13 protein-coding genes are annotated in these 18026 nt (G+C 57.3%); 8 read left to right on the top strand and 5 right to left on the bottom strand.

The genetic code is table 11. The annotated features are described in order from the left end of the window. The coding region (locus Q2941_RS27995; protein WP_458194374.1) for an Ig-like domain-containing protein at nucleotides 1–4009 on the bottom strand (4009 nt) is incomplete at its 3' end. 559 nt (nucleotides 4010–4568) lie between these two features. On the opposite strand from Q2941_RS27995, the gene Q2941_RS27990 reads away from it, so the two are divergent. Beyond that, nucleotides 4569–5663 (top strand): acyltransferase family protein, encoded by a 1095-nt coding sequence (locus tag Q2941_RS27990; RefSeq protein ID WP_458194373.1) that lies wholly within the window; start codon nucleotides 4569–4571, stop codon nucleotides 5661–5663. Between the two features lie 387 nt (nucleotides 5664–6050). Here Q2941_RS27990 and galE read toward each other — a convergent pair whose 3' ends face one another. Further along, the gene (galE, locus tag Q2941_RS27985) at nucleotides 6051–7028 is read right to left on the bottom strand and encodes a UDP-glucose 4-epimerase GalE (RefSeq protein WP_458194372.1); all 978 of its coding nucleotides are present in this window, start codon (nucleotides 7026–7028) and stop codon (nucleotides 6051–6053) included. 598 nt (nucleotides 7029–7626) lie between these two features. On the opposite strand from galE, the gene Q2941_RS27980 reads away from it, so the two are divergent. From Q2941_RS27980 to Q2941_RS27950, 7 genes are all read left to right on the top strand, one after another. Further along, nucleotides 7627–8592 carry a glycosyltransferase family 2 protein gene (locus Q2941_RS27980; protein ID WP_458194371.1) on the top strand — a complete coding sequence of 322 codons (966 nt, stop codon included), beginning with the start codon at nucleotides 7627–7629 and terminating at the stop codon, nucleotides 8590–8592. Further along, a complete protein-coding gene (locus Q2941_RS27975) occupies nucleotides 8546–9586 on the top strand; it encodes a glycosyltransferase (protein ID WP_458194370.1) in 1041 nt (346 codons plus the stop codon). Before Q2941_RS27980 ends, Q2941_RS27975 begins: the two co-directional genes overlap by 47 nt. Continuing rightward, nucleotides 9583–10638 (top strand): Gfo/Idh/MocA family protein, encoded by a 1056-nt coding sequence (locus Q2941_RS27970; protein ID WP_458194369.1) that lies wholly within the window; start codon nucleotides 9583–9585, stop codon nucleotides 10636–10638. The genes Q2941_RS27975 and Q2941_RS27970 overlap by 4 nt, the downstream gene beginning before the upstream one ends. Before the next feature lie 25 nt (nucleotides 10639–10663). Further along, entirely contained in the window at nucleotides 10664–11779 is a 1116-nt protein-coding gene (locus Q2941_RS27965; protein WP_458194368.1) for an NAD-dependent epimerase/dehydratase family protein, read from the top strand. Nucleotides 11780–11930: 151 nt separating this feature from the next. After that, complete coding sequence (locus tag Q2941_RS27960; protein WP_458194367.1) at nucleotides 11931–12827, top strand: glycosyltransferase family 2 protein; 897 nt, start codon at nucleotides 11931–11933, stop codon at nucleotides 12825–12827. Then, complete coding sequence (locus tag Q2941_RS27955; RefSeq protein ID WP_458194366.1) at nucleotides 12827–13765, top strand: glycosyltransferase family 2 protein; 939 nt, start codon at nucleotides 12827–12829, stop codon at nucleotides 13763–13765. The genes Q2941_RS27960 and Q2941_RS27955 overlap by 1 nt, the downstream gene beginning before the upstream one ends. 272 nt (nucleotides 13766–14037) lie before the next feature. Continuing rightward, a complete protein-coding gene (locus Q2941_RS27950; RefSeq protein ID WP_458194365.1) occupies nucleotides 14038–14934 on the top strand; it encodes a glycosyltransferase in 897 nt (298 codons plus the stop codon). A gap of 42 nt (nucleotides 14935–14976) precedes the next feature. Here the strand turns inward: Q2941_RS27950 and Q2941_RS27945 are convergent, their stop codons facing one another. The 3 genes from Q2941_RS27945 to Q2941_RS27935 form a co-directional block, all read right to left on the bottom strand. Beyond that, a complete protein-coding gene (locus Q2941_RS27945) occupies nucleotides 14977–16212 on the bottom strand; it encodes an ABC transporter ATP-binding protein (RefSeq protein ID WP_458194364.1) in 1236 nt (411 codons plus the stop codon). Nucleotide 16213: 1 nt separating this feature from the next. Continuing rightward, nucleotides 16214–16957, bottom strand: a complete 744-nt coding sequence (locus Q2941_RS27940; protein WP_458194363.1) for an ABC transporter permease — start codon at nucleotides 16955–16957, stop codon at nucleotides 16214–16216. Nucleotides 16958–17061: 104 nt separating this feature from the next. Next, nucleotides 17062–17958: a polysaccharide deacetylase family protein gene (locus tag Q2941_RS27935; RefSeq protein ID WP_458194362.1), complete on the bottom strand. Its 897-nt coding sequence runs from the start codon at nucleotides 17956–17958 to the stop codon at nucleotides 17062–17064. Nucleotides 17959–18026 lie beyond the last annotated feature (68 nt).

The raw sequence follows: 18026 nt of genomic DNA, 5'->3' as shown, positions 1-18026 counted from the left end.
CGGTCGGCGTCCAATTGATGAACTGCCCCGCAACATAGGCCGCACCATTGTACTTCAGCGTCGGCCCGCTACCACCGCCAGTCGGATTGAGAAGAAAATTGCTGCCCAGCTGAACGAGACTGGTTGCTCCAGCCGACTCGACCAACGTCCCAATAACGGGATCAAACGCCGCCGAAAGACCGCTCGAGTTTCCGGCGGAATCTGTCGACGTCGCGATAAATGCATGCGCCCCCGCGGCAAGCGATCCGGTGGTGACGCTCCACGTTCCATTCAACGCCGTCACCGCCGTCCCGAGAAGCGTCGTCCCCTCGTACAGCTTGATCGTGCTGCCGGCCTCCGCCGTTCCCGACACCACCACTTTGTTGGACGCGACAAGCGCATCCGAGACGAGAACCGGCGCGTTGGGCGCGACCGTATCGACGGTGACGTTCAAGGCGCTGGACACCGCGCTGACATTGCCGGCCGCGTCCACCGCCTTGCTCGTGAAGGCATGGGCCCCATCGGCCAATGTGCCGGTCGCAAACGACCAGTTGCCGTTGCCATCGACCGTGGCGGTGCCGACCTGGGTCGTGCCGTCGAACACCAGGACCTTGCTGCCGGCCTCCGCCATCCCGGTCAGCGTCAGCTGATTGGCGCTGGTGATGCTGTCCCCGGCAATATTGCTGTCGGGCGAAAAAGTCGCGATTGAGGGCGCGTTGGGTGCAGTTGCGTCTATGGTGATCGTAACCGAAGTCGAAACGCCACTGACATCGCCGGCGCCGTCTGTCGCAATCGCCGTCAACGAATGGCTTCCGTCCGCAAGGACTGACGTCGAAAAGCTCCAGACGCCGTTACCATCGGCCGTCGCTACCCCGATCTGCGCTGCCTGATCGAAAACCTTGATCGTCACGCCGGCCTGGGCCGTTCCCGTCAGGGTCAGCTGGTTTGCGTTCGTCAGTCCGCCGGCGGCCGACGAGGTCGAACCGCTAAGGGAAATTGTCGGTGCTGTCAGTCCCCTCATGGTCATGGATGCGCCAGTGGCGGAGACGAACGCGTAGTCGGACGATGACAGCTGTGTCACCCCGGCTATACGGAAACTGTCGGCTCCTCCCGCATAGTGAACGGTCCACTCGTCCCCGATATTTGTCAGATAGGCGCTGGCGTCGTAACCCTTCAGCACCAGCTTGTCGTGCTCTGCGGTCCCACTCGTGAACACGTGGAAATCGGCTATCGTGTCGTGGCCACTTCCGACGCCATAGATGAACGTGTCATTGCCCGCACCGCCGAACAGCCAATCGTCGCCACCGCCACCGTTGAGGATGTCATTCCCGCTGGAGCCAACCATCCGGTTCGCGAGATCGTCGCCGACGCCGGTCAGTCCTCCCTTCATCAGGGTCAGGTTTTCGACATTGGCTGATAACGTGTAGGATGACCAGGCTTGAACACTGTCGATGCCGCCGCCCGGATTTTCGATGATCTTCTGATTTGGATTGCCGATCACGTAAGTATCGTCACCCGTCCACCCCACCAGAGTGTCATCGGCGTTCACCGCCGTGATCTGGTCGTTCGCGGCAGTGCCGTAGACGATATGACTGCTCGTCGAGCCGCTGATCCAGGACGTAATGGCGCCCCCCACCGGCAAAGTCGACGGCAGCTGGAAGTCGTCGCTGGTGAAGGCCGAAATCGTCGTGTTGCGAAAAACCAGCGTGTCCTGACTCGTCAGCGTGAGATACACGTCGTTTCCGACCTGCGTCATCGCCGCCTTGATGTCGCTGAAGGAGATGAACGCAAAGCCGTTCAGTTGAACGATATCATGCCCCGCGGCTGATCCCGGCGTGAAGTCGGTGATGATGTCCGAGCCGTCGCCCGCGTTGATCACGAAGGTGTCGGCGCCCCCGCCCCCGGTCAGGATGTCGTTGCCAAGTCCGCCGGTGATGATGTTGGCCGCATCGTTGCCGATGATGATATTTGCTTCGGAATTGCCGGCGCCGTCGATCGCGGCTGATCCGGTCAGCGTCAGATTCTCGACATAGTCAGACAGCGTGTACGAGACCGAGGACATGACCGTATCGACGCCGCCGCCGTAGCCTTCGATGACCTTGGCGCCCGGATCCGTGACAATATAGGTATCGTCGCCGAGACCGCCGGTCATCGTATCGGCCCCGCCCGCGCCACCGAGCAGGTCGTTGCCCGACGTTCCGGTCAGGGTGTCCGCATCCGCGGTGCCCGCGATGGTCGTCGTTGGGGCCCCGCTGGTCAGAAGCGTGTAGTTCGCGAGCGTATACTCCGGCAGCTGATAGGCTTTGATGTAATCAATGCTCATCTGCGCCGTTGCGCTCGGATCCGCATTGCCGGCCCAGCTTCCGCCCATCGCCAGATTGGCGATCATGTACATCGCCGTGTTCATGTCGGAAGGGGTGGCGACTTGTCCGACCTCCACACCGTCGACAAAATAGGTCAGCGTGTAAGGCGTCCATTCCACGCCGAAGGTGTGATCGCCGGCCGTGAGGTTGGCGGTGTTCGCCCAATAGCCCTGACCTGAGGTGGAGGAGGATACAAACCCCCAATGGGCCTGGTCAGGGTCCCGGCCCAGCGCTTCCAGCACATCAAGTTCAGTCGCCTGGCCGTGCGTATTGATGGGCAGCATCCAGAAGGCAGGCCAGGCCCCCTTGGTGTCGGGCAGCGTGGCCTTCATTTCGAAGTAGCCGTAGGTCTGAACGAAGCTATTCTCAGTCGTGATGACTCCCGACGAGAATTGATGGTTGCCGACATAGGCTGCATCGCTGGACGGAATGGGTGCCGCCGTGATGACGAGATGGCCGTCCTGTACGGAGAACGGATTGAGGCCCAGCGGGCTCGACGCCTGGGTTCCAGGCAGGCCGCTAAAGCTGGGGTCGACATAGACCTCCTGCTCACCGGAGAGCGAATAACTCGCTGCCCCACTCCATGCATAGTTTGTTTTCCAGGTCAGATGCGGATCCTGGCCGGCCGAGAGCGAGTTGAAGTCGTCGCCGAAGGTCTGAATCAGTCCGGTTGGCGCTGTGACGATATTGACGTTGGCAGCCGCAAAGTTCTGAACGCTGGTGTTTTCGAGCGTTATCTTCTCGCCGTTGCCGAGCGACAGCACGACATCCGTGCCGACCTGCTGCATGGCGGCCGCGACATCGGCGGTTGTCTTGAAGTTCGTGCCATTGATCTGCAGAATGTCGCCACCACCACCGGTTTGAAAATCGGTGATGATGTCGTTTCCGTTGCCCGCCCTGATGACGAACACATCGCTGCCGGCGCCGCCGCTGAGGACGTCGTTACCCTTGCCGCCGTCGATCACGTTGTTGCCGGCGTTGCCGATGATGATATTGTTGAGATCGTTGCCGGTGGCCGGAGAGTTATAGCTCCCCCCCAGCCTCAGGTTTTCGACATTGGGAGCATTGACGAGGCTGTAGCCGTCGACCATGCCGGTGACGATGGTGTCGATCCCCTCACCGGCGAGCTCGACCACTTTCGTCTCGTGATCCAACATGTAGTAGGTATCGTCGCCGGCGCCACCGATCAGCGTCACCCCGCTCCCCATCGCCTGCAGGGAATCGTTCGCCGCGGTGCGCACGAGAGTCCCGCCGGCCCCAACCGTGGTCCAGGCCGTATTCGGCGCGGCGCTCGTCGGTAGCGGATTGTCGAGAAGAACGTTTTCCGCGGTGAGCGACGAAAGCGCAATGTTCTGCAACGTCAGCGTTTCACTCGAAGACAGCGTGACGATGACGTCTGCGCCTGTCTGCTTTGCCGCGGACATGAAACTTGCAAACGTTGCAAAACCGTAGTTCTGCAAGCGCAGCACGTCCCCGCCGGCGCCCACCTGAAAGTCGCTGATGGTGTCGGAGCCATACCCCTTCGAAATAACGAAGAGGTCACTGCCGGCGCCCCCGGTTAGGAGGTCGTTACCGGTGCTGCCAAACAAGATATCGGCGCCGGAAGTTCCGTTGATCGTTGAGGCATAGGTCATGATAGTCGCGTGCTCTTGTTGCACGACGACCATCGAAGACAGGCCTCAACGCCGACTTAGCCATATGCGGACAATTTGAGATATGGGGCGATGCTTTGTGGATCGCTTAAGGAGGGCCTAATATAGGCAGCGCACGGCATTCCCTTTCACCGAAATCCCGTAACTTCCCGGAGTGCGGGCATACTGCGTGGTGAAGTTAATCGCCATCGGCCTAGGAACTCACTTTGGTCAGGGCGTGCACCCGATGAACACGTCCCCATGAAGACCACAGGATTATCGCGGTCAAAGCGGCAGACGCCGTTGGTTTGGCGGAGGCGATCTGGCTCTCTGCTGGGCTCGGCGAGTCTACTGCTTTTATCGCCAGCCGCGAAAAACCTTGAGCTGGCTGACTCAGTTCATGTTCGTAAATTCAGAAGCATTTCGGTTAACTAACTCAAGATTGAAAAGCCCCTTGCATCGTGCGATGTGACGCAGCATCATCTTTGAGTTTCAGTAGCATTGTATATCGAGGACACATCCGAATGGCGCCCTAATGCGCAAAAAGTGATTTCAGACGATTAGTTCGTGGTCATGGGACCGAATAACCACCGACATGACAGCTACTGCCCCCCGCTCGCTGGCGTTCATGCCGCAGCTTCACAGCTTGCGTGCAATTTGCATATTGGCTGTAATCTACACGCATTATCTCACCGAAAAGTACTGGCTCTTTGGGATTTACTGGGGCCGGCTTGGCGTTGAATGCTTTTTCGTGCTTAGCGGCTTTCTCATCACGTCGATTCTGATACGGGAAAGCGAGACTACATCATCCTTCAGACCGATATACGTCAGCTTCATCTCACGCAGAGCACTTCGACTCTATCCAATTCTGCTAGTCGCCTTGACCGTCGGTGCGATCTTGGGGATCAATGTGGTCCGCGAGGGTTTCCTGTGGCACGTGACGTATCTCACCAATCTCTACGTCATCAAGATCGACGCTTGGCCTGGGCCAGTCAGCCCCCTATGGAGCTTGGCCGTTGAAGAGCAGTTCTATTTATTTTGGCCGTTCATTATCTACTTTGCGCCGCGCCGCCTGTTACCAGCATTGTTGATATTTTTCATCGCAGCGGCGCCGGTATTTCGCTTGATCTGGCGCGCAGCGGGGCTCGGCGACTTTGGAGCATGGGTCTTGCCTCCAGCGTACTTTGATTCGTTGGCAATGGGCGCACTTCTTGCACTCTACAAGAAGAGAACAGAAGTCGTTTGGCTGGCCGGCCTGGCAGGCGCGTGCATCTGGTTGATCCTCGCGCTAGCGCCGCCTGACAGGCAGACGTTCCTTGCGCAAGCAGCGCCCGAAGACACCGCCGCCGCCATGATGTGTGCCTGGATCATTGCGCGCGCCTCGATAGGTTTTCACGGCATGGCTGGCAATATCCTCAACAATTCGGCCCTTCAGTACATTGGCGCGATCAGCTATGGAATTTATGTGCTTCATGGCTTCGTGCCGGACTATCTCGAAACACACGGCCTTACTGACCTTTTCCCTCGCTGGCTGTTTAAGCTGACCTCCGTCGGCTTGACGATTATTCTTGCTTCAATCTCCTGGCATGCTCTGGAACGGCCCGTGACGCGTTTGGGCCATTCGGCCATAGATCGTTGGAAATTTCGCCCACGAATCGAACCCGCCGCGAGGCCTCACGACGAAGCATAAATTGCAGCGACAAAGCATGCACGAACAGCGACTGATCGGCATGACTCTAGTGAAGCGATAAACAGTCTCAATAGTACAATCACCTCTCACGTCCATTCGCGGCAGGTCAAGCAGATTATCCTTCAGGCTCGCGACGCGATTGACGGTGTTAAATCCAATTTCTATAGCCGCGTTCCGCGGCAAGGATTCTGAGGCGTTGATCCGTACATCCAAACGGCGCCGCGAGCGATATCACTGATCAACCCGACCATTTCTCCATTTGGATTCGAGACCGCAAAAGCTCCTCTGGCTTTGTGTCATTCACTCTGGACGCAACGGAGGCTCAATTGACGCGGTTCCGATTGCCACGATTCAGAAATACCTTGGAAAACGACTGCTCACCATCAATCAATATGATCGAATTTGCTCCCATTCGAGGGCACTCCTGACGATTGCATCGAGAGTGCCGAAGATGGGCGTCCATCCCAGTTCAGATCGCGCGAGGCTCGGGTCCGCCACAACAGCGACCGGATCTCCGGCGCGCCGAGCTGCTTTGCGGATGTCGAGCTTCGTTCCGGCGATCCGTTCGACGGTACGCAGCAGTTCCATGACCGAATAGCCGCGACCGTAACCGCAATTTGCTGTGAGATTTGATCTCCCATTCCGAAGCCGCGCAAGAGCCAGACGATGGGCAACCGCGAGATCCCTGACGTGGATGTAGTCTCGAATGCAGGTCCCATCAGGGGTTGGATAGTCGGTACCGAACACCTCAACAAACTGCCTTTTGCCGAGGGCTGCCTCGGTTGCGACCTTGATCAGGTGACTGGCGCCTCGCGTTGCCTGCCCAATGCCCCTCTGCGGATCGGCTCCGGCCACGTTGAAGTATCGCAAGACGGCGTATTTGAGCGGATGCGCCCGGGAAACGTCGTGCAACATCCACTCCGACATCAGCTTGGATCGTCCGTATGGCGACTGCGGTCGAACTGGATCGCCTTCCTTAACCGGCAGCAATTCCTCCGAGCCGTACACCGCCGCAGTCGAGGAGAATACGAAATGCGGCACACGGCCCGCGACGGTGGCCTCGATCAGGCTCCGCGTCTTGCTGGTGTTGTTTAGATAGTAGTGAAGCGGGTCTGCGACCGATTCTTGAACGACGATCGAGCCGGCGAAGTGGATGACTGCATCGATGTTGTGCTCAGCAATGAGGCGGGACACCAGGGTGGCGTCGCCCACGTCTCCAACAACCAGCCGGGCACTTGGAGACACAGCTACTTCGACGCCGGTGGAGAGGTCGTCGAGCACGACGACCGCTTCGCCGTCGTCAACCAGGTCCAGAACTGTTTGGCTGCCGATGTAGCCTGCCCCGCCGGTCACCAGGATTGGCATATTCGTTGCTCCCCTAGACGCCCTTCAGTTGAACGAGGGCGACCTTGCGCGGCTCCCGTCCGCGCGTTCTAGCCGATGGATCAACCGCCGACCATTCAAGCGCAAGTCCGACATTTAACTTTGTGACCAGCGTGACGCGTGGATAACTGCCGACAACCCACGCCGGATCGTCCGTTGATCCGTCATAGACGACGATGACTTCGTCAAATGGTCCGGTCTGCGCGAGTCCGCTTTCGACGTCGCGGCCCTAATCCACGACACTGGGCGCCACACGCTCCGTTGATTTGCGGCAATTCTCGTCCGAACACCAATATTGCGAGAGCCCACAATGGACAAGCGCTCGCACGCGTACCATGGCCTATCCGCTCCGTTAACGTTAGAGGTTTATCGTTAATCGCCGAGCTTATCGGGCCCTTGACGTATTGCAACCCAGACGAGGCTTGAATTCTCGGGTTAGCCTCGCCTATCTTGGGGCCAGACTAGGCCATCGACGGATAGTGCCACTCGCGAGTGTGCGGACTGAGGCAACGTAGGGAGCTGGAGGTTTTCATCCCACCGACGCTACTCTCACAAGCTTCGCGCTCGGCTGGTAAGCAACATGACTAGTATCAATTGCAGCGCGGCAGATCTAAAAGATACGCTTGAGCAAGCGCGTCCGGCCGATATCAGCGTCATCGTTGTTACCTACAACCACGAAAACTTCATCGCGCAAGCAATCGAGAGTGTATTGGCGCAATCGACAGATCGCCTTCTCGAGGTGATTATCAGCGAAGATAAGTCCACGGACCGAACGCGCGATATCGTGAAAGACTATGCAAGGCGCGACAAACGCATTCGCCTAATGCTCTCGGAACGGAATATTCGTTCAAATGAAGTGGTTGCCAGGGCGCTAAGGAGTGCGGTGGGACGTTACGTTTGCATCTTGGACGGTGACGACTATTGGTTGGTGAACGATAAGCTCGAGCAACAGGCAACGTTTCTCGATGCCAACCCGCACCACTCCGCCGTTTTTCATAACGCGCTTGTCGAGGATACGTTTCCCGCTAGGGGCCGCTGGACGAGGCCTGATTTACCGAAGATGTTTACGTTGAACGAAATCTGGCAAGGCAACCCATTTGCAACCTGCGCCGGCATGCTTCGGCGCGCTTGTCTGGACGGATTGGGCAGCTGGTACGATGCATTGTTCCCCATTACGGATTGGTCGCTCTACATCCTTTGCGCGGAGCGCGGACCAATTGCTTTTGTAGACGAAATCGTCGGAGCCTATCGGCAACATCCGAGTAGCGAATTTTCAGCCCTTTCAAGCCGCGAAAAAATGGACCGAACCTCGAGCTTTTATCGCAGAATGGGAGAAACTGGAGGCGTCTCACGACGGGCTTTCGCTCAGGAAGGCTGCTCGCGGTATTTTTTTGATTGGGCAACGGTTTACGCAGGAAACGAACAGTTTCGCTTAGGGTGGGATTGCCTTTTGCGAAGTGTGAAGGGAGGCGGTATCGGGCGTTCTGTATCGTGGGCCGATGCGTGCCGGCTCGCCGTTCGTCTCGCCAAAGGAGGACTACATTAACGATAGCTCGCTTGGTCCTACGGCCATCTTTCGATCGCGCGTCCTTCCCATAACGGACGGCAAGCCGCGGCCGACATGGTCGGTGATGGTTCCGACATTCAATTGCGGGCGTTACCTCGAGCAGACATTACGAAGTGTTCTATGCCAGGACGCCGGCATCGCGCAGATGCAGATCGAGGTGATTGACGATGCTTCAACAATAGACGATCCGGCCGAGATAGTTCGGCGCATCGGAAAAGGGCGCGTGACGTTCTATCGTCAGCCTGCCAACGTCGGACATATTCGAAATTTCGCGACTTGCCTGAATCGAGCTCGCGGCCACCTAGTGCACCTTCTTCACGGGGACGATTTCGTGTCACCAGGATTCTATGCAGCTCTTGAGCGAGGGTTTAACGCTGATCAAAACGTGGGAGCGGCTTTTTGCCGTCATGCTTTTGTAGACTCGGAAGGTCGTTTCAAGTCGTCATCGGCGCTGGAACGAGGGGAGGCGGGCTGCCTTGAAGATGGGCTGGCTCGTCTTGCAGAAGAGCAACGGATCGCCACGCCATCGATAGCCGTGCGTCGTGCGGTGTACGAGCAGCTCGGCGCCTTCGATGAGAGGCTCACATGCAGTGAAGACTGGGAGATGTGGGTCAGGATTGCCGCTCAGTACAAGGTCTGGTACGAGCCGCGGCTGCTGGCGAGCTATCGGATGCACGAGGACTCAAATACGGGCCGCCACAGAAGGCTGGCACAGGAATTGGAATATTCGCGACAGGCCATCGCGATTTTCCGTGACTACCTGCCGAAGCGATTGCGCCGTGCCGCACGTCGCGCTCGGAATACTTATGCCGGCGTTGCTCTAACGACGGCAGAAGAGCTGTTGTTACGGGGCGATATTCAAGCGGTAGATGCCCATCTCAAGTGCGCGCTGCGGCTGAGCTGCTCCCCATGGATTGTGCTCCGCTTCTGTCGGCTCTTATCGATGAGACTCAGCACGGTGAGCAAGCAATGACGATTGCACAGGCCAGGTATTCATCGCCAGTGCGAGTCGCCGTGGCAGGCTGCGGCGCAGTTTCTCGCCTGTACTATGCTCCCGCTTTGCGGCGGCTCGAGGCGGTTGGTCGTCTCCATGTTGTGGCGGTCTTTGACCCAGATCCGAAAGCCGCCGACATCTTTGCAAAGAACTTCTCTGGAGCAAGAAAGGTCTCTTCTTACAGAGACCTGCTTTGTAAACCGACCGAACTGGTCATTCTCGCCTCGCCGCCGGAATTTCACGCGCGGCAGGCGATCGACGCGCTGGAATCGGGCATCGCGGTGCATTGTGAGAAGCCATTTGCGACGAGTGTCAAGGACGGCGAGCGCATGGTCGAAGCCGCAGCGAGATGCAACCGACTGCTGTCGATTGGGCTGATGCGTCGTCAGTTCGCAGCTACCCGGTCGATACGGGAATTGCTCAATTCGAAGTTCTTGGGCGACGTGACCTCCATCGACGTTTTTGAGGGAGGTCCTTTCGATTGGCCCATCGCATCTCTGGACTATTTCACCCCACGCCAGAGCGGCGGGGGTGTACTGCTGGACATCGGCACCCATGTTCTTGACCTCCTCCGATGGTGGTTCGGCGAGCCGCTTTCCGCCGTCTACGAAGACGACTCAATGGGAGGGGTTGAGGCCAATTGCCGAATTGCTCTAAGCTTCAGCGGCTTTGCGGCGAATATCCGGCTCAGCCGAGATTGGGCCCGGCCCAATCGCTATTTTATTCGGACGACCAAAGGCTGGCTCAAATGGACCGCAAATGAGGCCAGAAGTTTTTCCTTCGGCCTTCATGGAGCTAATTCGGCCGCTGAAGTGCTTCTTTACCATCAAGTCAGCCGGGGCCGTGAACCCACTCTTGGCTCGCTCTGTCCGGATTTTGAGTTCGCCTTCGATTCACAGCTGGAGGCAACGATCGCTGCGCTAACGGGTCAAGCAGAAATTGTTTCCGGAACTGACGCCCTCGCCACTTTGAAACTCATTGAGGGATGTTATGCAACACGGGCTCCAATGTCTGCCGGCTGGATGCTCTAGCCGCTCGCGCGAACTTGGATCAGGAATGATGCGACAAATCGCGGTCTTGGGTGCAAGCGGATTTATCGGCAATCGAACCGTTGAGATTTTTCAACGCGACGGTGACGTGGATGTGCGCCCCGTCGTTCAGCGACCCTCGCGAGCCGCGCTTCCACGACGTTTTAATCTTCCGATTCAGATAGCTGATGCTCTCGATACGAAATCTCTGACTGCTGCATTTGAAGGCTGTGACAGTGTCATCATGGCAATAGCAGGAGCCCCAAAGACCATCGTCCGCTCCATAGAGCCTGTCTATCGCGCGGCAATGAAATCCAACGTGCGACGCCTGATTTATCTCAGCTCGGCCTCTGTTCATGGGCAGGCGCCCGCAATTGGCGTAGACGAGACGACGCCACTCTCCAAACGACAACCGATCGCTTACAACAACGCGAAAGTCGTCGCAGAGCAACAGCTTTGGCGACTACGAGAGATCGGTCGAGTCGAAGTCGTCATATTGCGGCCCGGCATTGTCTTTGGCCCGCGGTCGCAATGGACCGGTGGTGTCGCAGATGAGATTCTAAATGGCACGGCATACCTTACAGAAGGTGGGTGGGGCGTGTGCAACTCGATCTACGTGGACAATCTTATCCACGCGATCAAATTGGCGCTGGTTACGACGAACGCTGACGGCAAGGCTTTCCTCGTGGGAGATGCGGAAGCAGTCACGTGGCGAGACCTTTACCTTCCAATTTGCCAGGCGTTGGATTACGATCTGAGCGATCTACCAACGCCGACGATGGCAGATGTTATGGATGAGCGCGCCTCAGTGGCGCAGAGAGTGCGGGATGCAAATTTCTTTCAAAGCCTGCGCTGGATCGTTCCGCGCCCGGCAAGAGCGGCCGTGAAGGCGGCCATCCGTGAGATGCGTCGGCCTCTCAGTACGGAAATCCCAGCCTCTTACTCCGTTACGCTGGAGCGCGCACTGTTGCATACCTCATCATACCGTCCAGCTTATGCGCGCGCCCAACGCGAATTGGGTTATTGCCCGCCTATAACCTTCGAAGAGGGCTGCCGGCGATCGGTGGAATGGCTTGGTTTTGCTGGCTACCGGGTTAAGGCCAGGTCGAGCCACACCAGATCAGAAGCGGAAGGCATTTGTTGACAACGACAGGTCGACCTGATGTCGCGCTCGCAAAATCGAACGGACTCGAATCCGATGCGCCCCTTTACTGGTTCCAGTGCGGACATGTTGATCTATCTGAGCTATTAGCGAAGCTGGCTAGCACAAAACGCGGTTATGGCGATTGAAATCTATGACTCCCAAAGTCAGCTGCATCATTATCGTCTATAACGGGGAGCAGTTCCTCGGCGAAGCAATCGAAAGCGTACTGGCTCAAAGTTTCGCCGATTGGGAGCTTCTAATCGTCGACGACGGTTCAACAGATTCAAGTCGTGAAATCGCGCGGAGATTTGCGCAAACCTACCCCGATATTATTCGTTCGCTGCGTCATGCCGACGGACGAAATCATGGAATGAGCGCGACGCGCAACCTGGGACTTTCGCACGCACGTGGCGACTACGTCGCCTTTCTGGATGCCGACGACGTGTGGCTCCCTAACAAGCTGACGGCGCAGGTCGCGATTCTTGATGCACGGCCTAGCGTGGGGGCAACCTACGGAAGAGCGCTTATTTGGCATTCGTGGGAGGGAGAGAATACGAACGAAACGGACTTCTTTTACGAGCTTGGCGTCATGCCCGATCAGATTCATCATCCGCCGTCGCTGCTCCTTTCGCAGTTGCTCAACGTCTACCAGAGCCCGATTCCAAGTGGTTGTCTCTTGAGACGAGCCCTGGTGGAGGAGGCTGGCGGGTTCGAGCCCGCCTTCGGGGGAATGTTCGAGGACGCCGTGTTCTTTGCCAAGGCCCTCTTAATTTCTCCCTTTTTCGTTTCTGCGGCGGTACTGTTCAAGTATCGCCAGCATAGTTCAAGTGCGGGCGCTATGTCCGCTGCTGCAAATCGAGATGGGTGGGCGCGCCTTCGTTTCCTAATCTGGTTCAAAGGATACCTTGGGAAGACGGCAGCAGATCCCAGGGTTTTCAAATTAGTTCAGTCACTCGTTCGTAGGCAAATTTGGCTGCTTGCATCACAGCGCTTGAAAGTGGTCTCCCGTAAACAGAGAGCCATCCTGCGTAGGTTTTTGCCGAACTAATGCCGACCGTATCCGTAATCACTCCCTTCCTCAACCTCGAGCGATATCTATCTGCTGCGATCGAAAGCGTGCGCGCGCAAACGTTCGTTGACTGGGAGATGATACTTGTGGATGACGGGTCATCCGACAAAAGTATCGAAATCGCGGTCACGGCGGCGGCAGAAGATCCACGAATCCGTCTCGTTCGGTCCAATGGTCGTGGCGCAGCGGCGGCCCGCAACACCGGACTAAGGATTGGGTGTGGCAAGTTCATCACGTTTCTTGATGGCGATGACCTGTTCGAACCGGAAAAGCTTGAAAAAGACCTTGAAGCGCTTAAAGCCAACCCTCAGGCGATGTTGACGTACGGACCGACCTTATGGTGGTTTCCCGACGATCCTTATCACAACTGGGTGGAACAGATGCCGGGCGAATCCGGCCATTTGCACATACCACCGAAACTGCTTGACAAGGTCATCCTTCGTCAGCGCTCCCAAGTCCCTTGCATTTGCGCCATCATGGTCCGTCGCGAGGCTTTGCAGTTCGTCGGAGGATTCGATGAGTCGTTTCAACTCTATGAAGATCAAACTCTTCTGGTAAAGCTGTTGCTGCGCTATCCAGCGTTCGTGACGGACACTCCGACCAGCCGGTATCGACAGCACGCCAATTCCACGTCGGCCCGCGCGACCGCATCCGGTGATTATGACCGCATGAAGCCTCACTCCGCGCGCGTTAATTTTCTTGAATGGGTTAACACCTATATCGTTGAGTCGGACCTGATGACTCCCCGGCTGGATAGGTCGATACGTTTCGCGTTTGCACGCAGCCTGGCACCGCGTTTGCCGGCAACCCTGCAGGATAGAATTGACCTGGCAGCCGAAACCGTCCGCCGGCTGGCTCAAAGGCTAGGACCAAGACGCATCCTAACGAGGGCTTACAGGCTAATCCGCTCTCTATAATCGCCGCCCAATACTGCTTGCCATTCTGCACCTCAAATGGACGCATGTCCGGTCATCATCGGCTACCCGGAACTTAATACCATTCGAACTTCGGACGTTAATATTACCGATGCTCTGAATGGCAGTAACCTCTCGGCCGGATCTGCAATGTGATAAAGTGACAGCAACGCCTAACCAATATTTGCGCTATCCGTCATGAGATTCTCCGCCTGAAGCTCGCGGCAGACGCGCCTTCGCCGGAACGAATCCGACGGATGGGGATTGCTCGCATAATGATCGCGGTCATCATCACTACCTATAATCAAGCTCGTTTTCTAGAAGAGTCCATCCAGAGCTGCCTTCGCCAAAGTCGGCCTCCGGACGAAATTATTGTGGTTGATGATGGATCGGCTGACGACCCCGCTTCAGTCGTCGAACGGCATCCAAAAGTACGACTCATCGCGCAAGGTAATCGCGGTTTGGCAGCCGCTCGCAACGCGGGCCTCGCTGCTACGGCATCGGACTACATCACCTTCTTGGACGCTGACGATCGTTTGCTCACAGAAGCCCTCGAGATAGGCGAACGGATGCTGGCGAGGCATCCGGAAGCAGTTCTGGCCTATGGTGCCTACCGGTACATCAATTTGGCTGGCGAGACTATCTCCGGCAAAAACTACGTTGCGAGGCTCGATGATCCATATCTTCAGTTTCTCAGGGTAGGCAATTTTATTGGCATGCACGCAACCGTTATCTATCGACGCGATAGGCTCGCGGCCGTTACTGGATTTAATGAGGCTATGCTGGCTTGCGAAGATTATGAGCTGTTTGTACGTCTGGCGAAGACAAGCCAACTCGTTTCGCACGACAAAGTTATCGCTGAATATCGAATGCACAATGCCAACATGTCGAGGAACCGGCCAATGATGCTTGCAGCCGCACTAAGTGTATTGGATCGTCAGCTGACAGGCGGTATCTCGAGGAACGTCCGGCTTGCCGTGCGCGAGGGAAAACGATTCTGGAAGGACTATTATGCGCGCGTATTGAGTGAGGACGCTTTCCAGCTTCTCCGAACTGAGCCTGCTAGATCTATCCGGATGTCGCTGCAGGCACTGGCGATGTCCCCTGCGGTTGCGCTTGAGATGATAGCATCGAGGGTCAGATCTAAAGTTAGAGATCATCTACGATCATGACAGACGCCGAACAGGAACAGCTTCCTGATCCAACGAGCAGGGTTAGTCGATAACACGCAATTCCGCTGAATGAGACAGTCGTACAATCCCATGCTCCCTTAAGTAGGGCCAGTATGCATCGTTGACAGTCGCTGCAACGACGTCGAAACTGAGGCAGGCTTCCGCGGACAGTCTCGGCTGTTCCTCTCCCCAAGCATAGAGCGAATATCCTGCGACATAGGTCCCCGGCAACAGCCCAAGCGAACGTACGTTGAACACCACTTCGACCGGCCGCGTGATGTCGAACTGGTCGACACCTTCTGCGAGGCTTTCGAGGGACGAGATCAGCGCCCCCTCCTGATCGAAAATGCTGACCTGCGCGACGCCTCGCTTGAACGGCTGCTTGGCCCCCAGCCGAAGCACGAAATCGTAATCTCCGCCGAATTTGAGATGACCGCAGGGCGTCTCGGACGATGGTTCGAGAATGCGCAGCTCTCCCCAAAGCTCGTCCGTCCCAGTCCGTTCGCCGTGAGCGGCTCGCGGGGTCGAGCCCAGCAGATAGGCATCGATGACGGAGAAGGATTCGCCGATCTGCTTCAGATGGCCGGCCTCCAGATAAACCGCCATGTCGCAGAGCTGGCGGACCATGGCCATGTTGTGGCTCACGAACAGCACGGTTCGGCCTTCTCCTGCGGCATCCTTCATCTTGGCGAGTGACTTACGCTGAAAATCGGCATCTCCGACCGCCAGGACCTCATCCACCAACAGAATATCGGGCTCGAGATGTGCAGCAATCGCAAAGGCCAGGCGGACATACATTCCGGAGGAATAGCGCTTCACGGGCGTCTCCATAACGGCACCGATGTCGGCGAACTGGATGATTCGATCCAGCTTCGATGCAATCTCTGACTTGCTCATTCCGAGAATCGCGCCGTTCAGATAGATGTTCTCGATGCCGTCCAGTTCGGGATGGAAACCCGCGCCCACTTCAAGCAGACTGCCAACGCGTCCTCTGAGACTGGCCTCTCCCTCCTCCGGCTCGGTAATCGACGTCAGCAGCTTGAGGAGCGTCGTCTTGCCCGAGCCATTGCGGCCGATAATTCCGCACACACTCCCGGTGGGGACGGAAAAAGTGACATCTTTGAGCGCGTAGAACTCCCTGTTCGAGCGCACCGTCCGCTGATCGCGTCGCCGAGCCAGAAACAGCTCAATTTCTTCGCGCAGGGAAGTCATGCCAATGGCCCCGCGCCGATATCGCTTCGAGAGGCCTTTAACCTCGATGGCTACCTTGTCCTGCATCTCAGATCGTATCCATGACAGTGCGCTCAACGCGCAGATAGAGCAGAACGCCGCAAGTCAGAACGACAGATGTCGTAACGAGCGATGCAAGGAGCTGGCCCGGCGTGAGCACGGACTCGCCGAGAAAGCACCAGCGGCTTGCCTCGACGATTGCCGCCAATGGATTGGCAACGTTCGCTGCCACCCTGTACTGCTCGGGAATGGCGGAGAAGGGATAGAGCACCGGGGTTACGAACATCGAGACCTGGACCAAGAACGGCGTCATGAAGCGCAAGTCGCGATACTTGGCTGTTGATGCTCCAAGAATGAGCCCGATCGCGAGCGAGAAGGCCGCAAGATGCAGCACTACCAGTGGAAACGCGACGATGCGCCATGAGAGCCCGTTCGTCTTTCCCATCCATTGAAAGGCGATGAGAAACACAAGTACAACGAAAAATTGAATCAGGAGCGCTACTGCAGTCGACATCAAGGACGACAACGGGACAATGATGCGCGGGAAGTAAACCTTGCTGAAGAGGTGTTCGTTTTCGATGAAAACCTGGCTGGTGGCGAAGATGACCTGCGAGAAATAGGACCACACGATCAGCCCCGAAAGATAGAACAGTGGTGCTGGCTGATTTGCCGTCGACACGCCGGCCACGCCGCTGATGGTGGCCGTGAAGACTGTCGTCCAGACGAGAGGCTGCAGGGCCAGCCAGCCCGGGCCGAGCAGTGTCTGCTTGTGACGAACCTTGATGTCGCGCAAGGCAAACAGGAGCAGAAGATCCCGGTGTTCCAATGCGCGCCGCAAGTCAAGGTCGAACCAGCCGCCTCGACGCCTGATGATCGTGATTCGCTTTGCGTTTCCGGTCATAGCGAAGGATCCTCAATTCTCATTTCGAATTCGTCGCCCTTCCAATCGCCCACGTAGATTCGCGGTAGCGTCAGGGGTTTGGCATTTCGCCTGACGGCACGAGCGTCCACGGTGCAGGCAAGATCGAATCCGGCCTCTCTGACCGCTCGCACGGTCGTATCGCTGTGATCGCCATACGGGTAGGCAAAGGCCCGCACTCTGGCCCCCGCAAGTTCCTCGCAGGCGCGCCGACTTTCGGCGATCTCCTTGAACTGAACGTCCGCGCTATGCGCCGGCAAGGTCGGATGCGTCAGCGTGTGCGCCCCGATCGTAATCAGACCGTCGGAGATATTCCGAACCTCTTGTGCCGTCATCGCCCGATGCATCTCCCGAGCTGCGAGATCGCAGGACGACCATTCGCCGATGTCCGACAGGAGCTGCGTCTGAGCGCAATGAGGAAGGATCCGCAAGCAGCCCCACACCTCCCGGAAGATCCGATCGCGCGCCTTGCGATCCGAGAAAGGCGGCACCGCCCAGCGGTACTCCTTGTCCGCGATATCCAGCGTGAGGCTCTCGGGCAAATGTTCGATTTCAAGGAAGACCCGCGCAACAGCATCCCACCAAAACTCCCTGTCGGCGCCGATGATCTCGGTTGTCACGAACAGCGTCATAGGGCAGTCAAGCCGCTGCAACACCGGCCGTGCGTTGGCATAGACATCGTGGTAGCCGTCGTCGAAGGTGACCGCCGCAAGCGGCTTGTCCGACGATGCGCGGGCCCGTTCCAGGTCGAGCAATTCGTGGAGATGAACGACACGCCGAAGGCGCTTGAGACAAGCGATCTGCTGCTCAAACCGCGCCGGATGAACCGCAAGCCCCCAAGGATCGACTGGGATCTCCGCGACACGGTGATACATGAGTATGATCGGATCAGAGCCAAAAATCCGCCGCCCGATCGATCGCTTAAAGGTCCGCAACGGCCGCA

It is taken from the genome of Bradyrhizobium sp. UFLA05-153 (assembly GCF_054185185.1).
Note: the sequence above shows the minus strand (reverse complement) of the source record. Positions and strands in the feature narration are given on the sequence as shown.